A 6,673-nucleotide genomic window follows, 5' to 3' on the forward strand; every position below is an offset into this window, starting at 1 on the left:
GGCGATGAATAACGGACGGCGAGTTGGTATCTCTGTAAACGGCGCCTTGGCGGCGATTTCCCGTGTGGGAGACCTGAGCATGGGTCAGCCGCTCGGCCATTCAAGGCGAGTCGCCAGCCTGGCTCGGATGTTGGGGCACGCCATGCACGGTGAGGGTGAGCATTTGCGGGTGGCGGAACAGGTCGCGCTGCTGCGCTGGTCAGGATGCACGGCTAACGCCGAAGGTTTCTCCCATCTGCTCGGAGACGACGTGGCTGGTCGCCGTGCCATGCTCGATCTGACGCTGGATGCGCAAAGTATGCAGGCAGTCCACCAAGCGACATCTCTCGCAGTGGCCCACTGTGAAGTATCCGGCGAGGTGGCAAAGACGCTTGAACTAGGCAACGCCGTCGAGACAGGCCTATGCCGGGTTTTCGAAACCTATGATGGCACTGGCAGGCCATGGGGCTTGAAGCACGAGCACATCCCTGAAGTGGCCTATCAGGTAGTGTTGGCGGGAGACTTGGAAATTCTGACCCGGGCCCATGGCGTGGCAGCCGCACTAAGCTGGATTACCGAGCAGTCGAATCAACGGTATCCAGCAAGCCTTGCGGCGTTATTAGTACAAAACGCCCGGGAGTGGTTAGCGACTCTTGAAGCGACTCCTGTCGCGATAACTGATTCCGCCAACGGCAAAGATGTTTCGCTGACGTTGGTAGGCGATGTAATCGATCTCAAACTTCCATGGCTATCCGGTTTTTCTCGGCAGGTAGCGCAGCTCGCCGCCGAGGCGGCGAGGCTATGTGGCCAGCCTGAAGCAGCCATTGATCTCATCGCCAAGGCCGCTCTGATTCAGGGCCTGGGGCGTGCGGCAATACCCAATCACCTATGGAATACGCCGGGACCGCTGGCTTATGGCGCGGCAGAACGGACACAGCTCGCCCCGTATTGGACCCATAAAGCCTGCGCACAGATCAATGAACTGGCCGCGGCGGGTGAGATAGCCGCCCATGCTTATGAGCGGCTCGACGGCAGTGGCCATTTTCGAGCCTTGCCCGCCGATGCTTTGCGTCCCGAACATAGGCTGCTGGCTACTGCTGTCGCATGGGTTGCATTAAGAGGAGACCGACCTTGGCGCTCAGCGTTTTCGCAGTCCGAGGCCGCAAGGACACTCAAGCTGGACGCAGCCCGTGGATTGTTCGACCAGCAGGCGTGTGACGCCGTGATCGCAGCAGCACTTGGCGAGGATGGCCGTTTTGCTAAGCCAACAAGCTCTTTGCTTACGGAACGAGAACGGCAGGTTCTGCAGCACATCAGCCAGGGTGCCAGCAACAAGGAAGCAGCACGACTACTCGGAATCAGCCCAAGTACTGTCCGTACGCATGTTGAAAGTATCTTTCGGAAACTGGAGTGTTCAACCCGGGCGGCTGCCACCCTCAAAGGGCTAACGCTCGGACTGATATCTTAATTAGCAATGGCAGTTACTCATAAAATTACAGAAGAGAGCGTTGGTGGTTAACGCCCTGCTCCAATTGCCGGAAGGCATTATATGAGTGCATGAGGCATTGGCTGCCAACGGTAAATTGAAGCCCCGTTTGTGTGAACCGTCCACCTTTTTGTGGGTCAGTTCATCGCACGGGGTTTTAGGTCACTCTTGCTGCAGGTGGAGTATTCCACTAGTTCTTTAATTATGTTTTCTTTCATTCTGTTTTTTCATCACCAAGATCAAAACTCTCATAATGACCTCATACTGGATTATCTTCCCAGGCGCCCTTGGCCGTCTGTTGGCTCATTCGGTTTCTGCACTAACTGCTTACCACGCTAATCGGTCGCACTGCGCATGCCATGCTCATGAAAAAGCTCTGAAACTCATGCGCTACTTTTTTATTTGAGAGACAACAGCGTTTGGCTGTTAAAAAAAGTAATTATTAATTAATAAAATCAACAACCTACTTTCCCTTGAAAGCATTTTATCTCAAAGCTTTTTATACGCAGAATCGAATTTTATAGATCAGCATTACTGATGTGGCCAGGCACCTGTCAGGTTCAACAATTTCTTTCATTTATTTTTATTAGGGGCATCATTATATAACAATGCGCAGTGACGATTTGTGCGCTAATATCTATTCTCAAAAGCTGGCTTTATGCAGCTTAATTTTGGTCAATCTGTGGATTAATAAAGGTAATTATCATGAGCAAAGGACAAGACAGTAAAAAAAATACCAAGAAGAAACCACTTTTAACTGCAAAAGAAAAGAAAGCTGCAAAATCATCAAAGAAAAGCGAGACTAATGTGCTAGGGAATTAATCAATGCCTAGCTAATCAAGGACTACGGTGCCCTGCCAAGCCTAATATCGAAAATGCAATGTTGTCTAGGCACCGATGTTAATAAACCAATAACTTCATCATCTATAGCAATTTTAAAACAGACAATTTACGCTCTTTCTTCCTGATGCAGCCCGTCAAATGTTTAGGCAATTGGCGACGACTTAGTTGCTTTAAGTTGCAAAAGCGACATAATTTTTTCGGCGTTTACTGGGCGGCTTAACAAAAACCCCTGAACAAATGGGCACTCCATTTCTCTTAAGCGCAGTAATTGAGGCAGGGTCTCGACACCCTCTGCGGTGATATCGATCTTCAAAGCTCGCCCCAAGGACAAGATACTTCTGACGATAGCGTCGCTGCGATGGAAGGTCATCATTCTGGATACAAAAGACTGGTCAATTTTGATGGCGTCAATTGGGTAGCGATCAATGTAGCCGAGTGCGCTGTATCCGGTACCAAAATCATCTAATGCTATACGAACACCAAGGTCGCGGATGCTCTCCAACACTCGCGCGGTGGTATCCGGCTGGTGCAGGAAAACGGATTCAGTGATTTCAACCTGAAGATCATGGGCGTCGATACCCGTCTGAGCAAGGATGTCTTTTATCTGGCTCTCATACCCTGGCCGTTTAAGCTCTACACCCGATACATTAATGTTCAGATGTAATTCCAGCTCGGGAAACGCTGCCTTCCAACGCTGTAGCTCAGCACACCCTTCCTGCATGACCCAATTGCCTAGTCCGTGTATGACTCCGATATCTTCAGCAACAGGAATGAAGCGGCCAGGAGATACTTGGCCTAGCACTGGATGAAGCCATCTCACTAAAGCTTCTGCACCGCATATATCATCAGTAAGCATGTTGTAAATTGGCTGATAGACAACAGAAAATTCATTATTTGCCACGGCCTGCTTTAGAGCATTCTGCATCACCAACGCGTCGAAAGCCGCTTCTCGCATTGAGACATCGAATAAAGCCCATCGCCCTTCGCCCTGCTTTTTGGCTACGTACATTGCAATATCTGCATCCCGAAGCAGCTCTTCTGATGAAATATGAGTAACATCAGCGGTCACTATACCTATGCTGCATGAGGTAAAAATATCATGTCCATCAATGACAATCGGCAAACTTAATTGACAGACAATACGCTGAGCAAGCTCAATTGCTAGAGACGATTGATTCTCACCAACAAGCAGGATAGCAAACTCATCTCCACCGACCCTGGCTAATACATCTTCTTCTCTAATACAGTTTTCGAGTCGGCGTGCGATTACTTTGAGCAGCATATCCCCAGCACGATGACCCAAGCTGTCATTCACAAATTTAAATCTATCAAGATCTAGAAACAGTAATGTGGCTTTAGGTAGGTGCTCTTTACCACTACTATTAAATACATCCCACAAAAGCGCCATCATGTATGCACGGTTATACAATGATGTTAAATCATCATGGTAAGCTGCATATGACAACGCTTGTTCAATGCGTTCCCGTTCCTCTAAACGACGTTCCAATGCCACCTTATATTCTCGATCCGCAAGAGCCTGTATAGCTAAATACTCAGACTTCTTACGCTCACTGATATCCCGCTGCAATGAAACCCAATGTGTGAACCAGCCTTTCTCGTTAGCAACGGGAACAATGCTTAGCTCAACCCAAAATTTACTACCGTCGCGGCGGGTATTGAGGAGTTCGACTTCTATTGGCTGCCAGCTGGAAAGTGCTGTTCGGATGAGATCTAAAGTCGCACGGCTAGTGTCACCACACTGAAGTATCCGCGGCGTCTGCCCGATGACTTCGGATGACGTGTATCCGGTCGTGCTTAAAAAAGCCGGGTTGCAATAAATGATTCGTGGTCCAGGCTGGTCGATGGGCTCTGCCTCTGTAATCAAGATCGCATCTTTCGCATTCTCCACCACTGACTCCAACAAGCGAAGACGTTCTATGAATGGTTTTTGTTTTGGGAGGAATACCCCTGTTTGTAACTGAAGGATTTGACCAATAAGCGCCGCGTGAGTCTGTAAGGCATACACTTGTGCAGTGCTTAACCGTTGTTGTGGTAATGGACTGCTTACAAATAAGCCCCCTATTATTTTATCTTCTTCGCACCATATAGCTACGCCAACAAAAAATTGATGTCCAAGGATGCGTAACTTATGAAAGCAAACAGGAAGAGTCTGATCTAATGCATAATTGATTATGACAGGATGTCTATTATTTAGGCTCAATTTCAGCCATTTTTCAATTGATTCATTAAAATGAAGTTGGGATCCATCTCCGTGACTAGCTAACAGTTTCCAATTAGCCTCTGCACCGCCTGCTAGAAACCCGCTTGGGCAATCTGCCGAGTAAGCTGCAGCCTTGACTAGCAAATTCAAAGCAGTTTGACGCGATTCGTTGAGAACACATGTCATTTTGATTGCCTGTAGAGAGCGGCTTATTAATAAATATTAATAAGTGACCAGAAACACCTTACCACCCTAATTTTTGTTGTGCAGAAATACTATTAAATGGCGAGTATAAAATAAGAATACTATTACGTGAGCAATGTAGTTTTAATCAAAACCTGAGCTTTACATTCACGTAGATTTAATTATTTATGGAATACTTATCTAGCTATTTTTTTGCAAGCACAGGACCGTCTCAATTGGACTATATTTATCTTTAGCTACTAGCTTTGAAGAATATAAATCGGACTGGATCAATCAATTAAAGAGTTAGTTATTCCCCCATCTGCTTGCTACTTTTATTTAGCAATATACAATCATCACCCTTCAAAGTTTTTAAGAAGCGCTTCTAAAGCATTGTAATAGTACAATTATTTATTTTAAGTAATATGTTATTCTTTTTGGAGACCATAATGTAGTAAATTGCTCTACTGGCCTTTGTCATCTTACCCAGCATTAGTGAACACGGTATGCTGGGTGACAACACCACTGCGGAGTAACGTACTCAATGATGGCTTCCCACTGGATACTCGGCCCTGGTGCCATTGGCCGCCTATTGGCCCATTCTCTTTCACCTTTAGCGACTACAAAGCTAATCGGTCGCAGAACGCTGCCTGAACAGCAAAGACTTACCACGCCTGAAGGCAAGCAGCGTGTACAACGTCTAAATGTGTTCACTGTTGCCCTGTTGGCTTCTGAAGCAAATGAATCGCCTGCCTTTGTGCATATCACCACCAAAGCGATGGCTGCTGAGGCGGCGCTTGAAAGCCTTGCCAGCGTTATCCCCCCTTCCACTCCGCTAGTGCTGTGGCAAAACGGTTTTTTAGCGCAGCCGCGCATTACCCAAGCTTGGCCGGGGCCGGTCCTGTGCGCGACCACCACTGGAGGCGCTTACTTAACAGGTGATGATGGCGTCGTGCATGCAGGTCGCGGGCATACCTTTGTTGGCGATTTGAATAATCAACACGGTAAGTTAGCAGAAACACTGGAGCAGACACTGACCCAGGCGGGTCTCGCCGCCACTAAGGTGGAAGATATTCGTCAGCGGTTATGGCAGAAGCTGGCCGTGAATGCGGCGATTAATCCGTTGGTGGCGTTAAATAGTGTGCGTAACGGTGAATTACGCGGTGAAGCATATGCGGACCGTGTTGTGGCAGTGGTGAAAGAAGTTGCGGCGATTATGTTCGCCGAAGGTATTGAGCCGCCAAATAACAGCCCGGGCGAGGATGGTTGGCTGGCATTGGTGTGGCAAGTCATTGAGAACACCGCGAACAATAAAGCATCCATGCTGCAGGATGTGGAGGCCAAACACCCCACTGAACGCGGTGCGATTTTGGGGCCGTTGATTGAGAGCGCCCAGCGCCATAGGTTGGCGTGTAAGGAGTTGCAGGCGCTCGATAATGAGATAGCAGCGTTAGAAGCGAGCTTTAACCGTTAAGTAACCGGGATCATCACAACCTTCTGGAAGCTGGGCAGCTCAGTGAGCTGTTGGTACCAACGCTCCAGATGGGGGTGGGTTTGCCAGGTTAGGCCGCTGTTGAGCATATTGTAAACAAAGGGCGCGATGGCGATATCGCCAAGGCCAAAAGCGTCGCCGGAAAACCAGGTCTGATTCTCCAGCGCGTTATCCATTATGGCAAATAGCGCTTCGCACTCTTTCACCGCTGCTTCGATGGCGGCATTATCGCGTTTTTCGGGCGGTGTTCTGACAAAGCCCATCAGTATCTTGCGATGGGCAGGGGTTAGTGTGCTGTTGGCCCACTCCATCCATTTTTCCATCTGCGCGCGCTTGGCTGGAGCTTCAATCCATAGCTTGTTCTGGCCATATTGGGCGGCCAGGTAGCGAATAATGGCATTGGATTCCCAGAGAACGCTATTGGTGGCGTCGTCTTTGAGTAGTGGCACTAAACCTGTGGGGTTCATGG

The 6,673-nt window shown here is 48.5% G+C and carries 4 protein-coding genes; 2 read left to right on the top strand and 2 right to left on the bottom strand.

What is annotated here, in order from left to right:
* The first annotated feature begins 4 nt into the window (after positions 1 to 4).
* Entirely contained in the window at positions 5 to 1,447 is a 1,443-nt protein-coding gene (locus CXF87_RS21920; protein WP_101146374.1) for an HD domain-containing phosphohydrolase, read from the top strand.
* A gap of 1,003 nt (positions 1,448 to 2,450) precedes the next feature.
* Here the strand turns inward: CXF87_RS21920 and CXF87_RS08840 are convergent.
* The gene (locus tag CXF87_RS08840; protein WP_101146375.1) at positions 2,451 to 4,715 is read right to left on the bottom strand and encodes a GGDEF domain-containing phosphodiesterase; all 2,265 of its coding nucleotides are present in this window, start codon (positions 4,713 to 4,715) and stop codon (positions 2,451 to 2,453) included.
* 544 nt (positions 4,716 to 5,259) lie between these two features.
* Between CXF87_RS08840 and CXF87_RS08845 the strand changes: the two genes are divergently transcribed.
* Positions 5,260 to 6,186: a ketopantoate reductase family protein gene (locus CXF87_RS08845; protein ID WP_198556032.1), complete on the top strand. Its 927-nt coding sequence runs from the start codon at positions 5,260 to 5,262 to the stop codon at positions 6,184 to 6,186.
* On the opposite strand, the gene CXF87_RS08850 is transcribed toward CXF87_RS08845, so the two are convergent.
* Positions 6,183 to 6,673 (bottom strand): glutathione S-transferase family protein (locus CXF87_RS08850; RefSeq protein ID WP_101146377.1); only part of this gene is annotated, 491 nt, incomplete at its 5' end. The genes CXF87_RS08845 and CXF87_RS08850 overlap by 4 nt on opposite strands.

Origin of the sequence: Halomonas sp. MES3-P3E, assembly GCF_002836035.1 — a bacterium.
GTDB lineage: Bacteria > Pseudomonadota > Gammaproteobacteria > Pseudomonadales > Halomonadaceae > Vreelandella > Vreelandella arctica.

What these genes read in the sequence shown, in the direction of transcription:
- CXF87_RS21920 (WP_101146374.1), top strand. Translation starts at nt 5, where the DNA reads ATGAATAACGGACGGCGAGTTGGTATCTCTGTAAACGGCGCCTTGGCG.
- CXF87_RS08840 (WP_101146375.1), bottom strand. Translation starts at nt 4,715, where the DNA reads ATGACATGTGTTCTCAACGAATCGCGTCAAACTGCTTTGAATTTGCTA.
- CXF87_RS08845 (WP_198556032.1), top strand. Translation starts at nt 5,260, where the DNA reads ATGGCTTCCCACTGGATACTCGGCCCTGGTGCCATTGGCCGCCTATTG.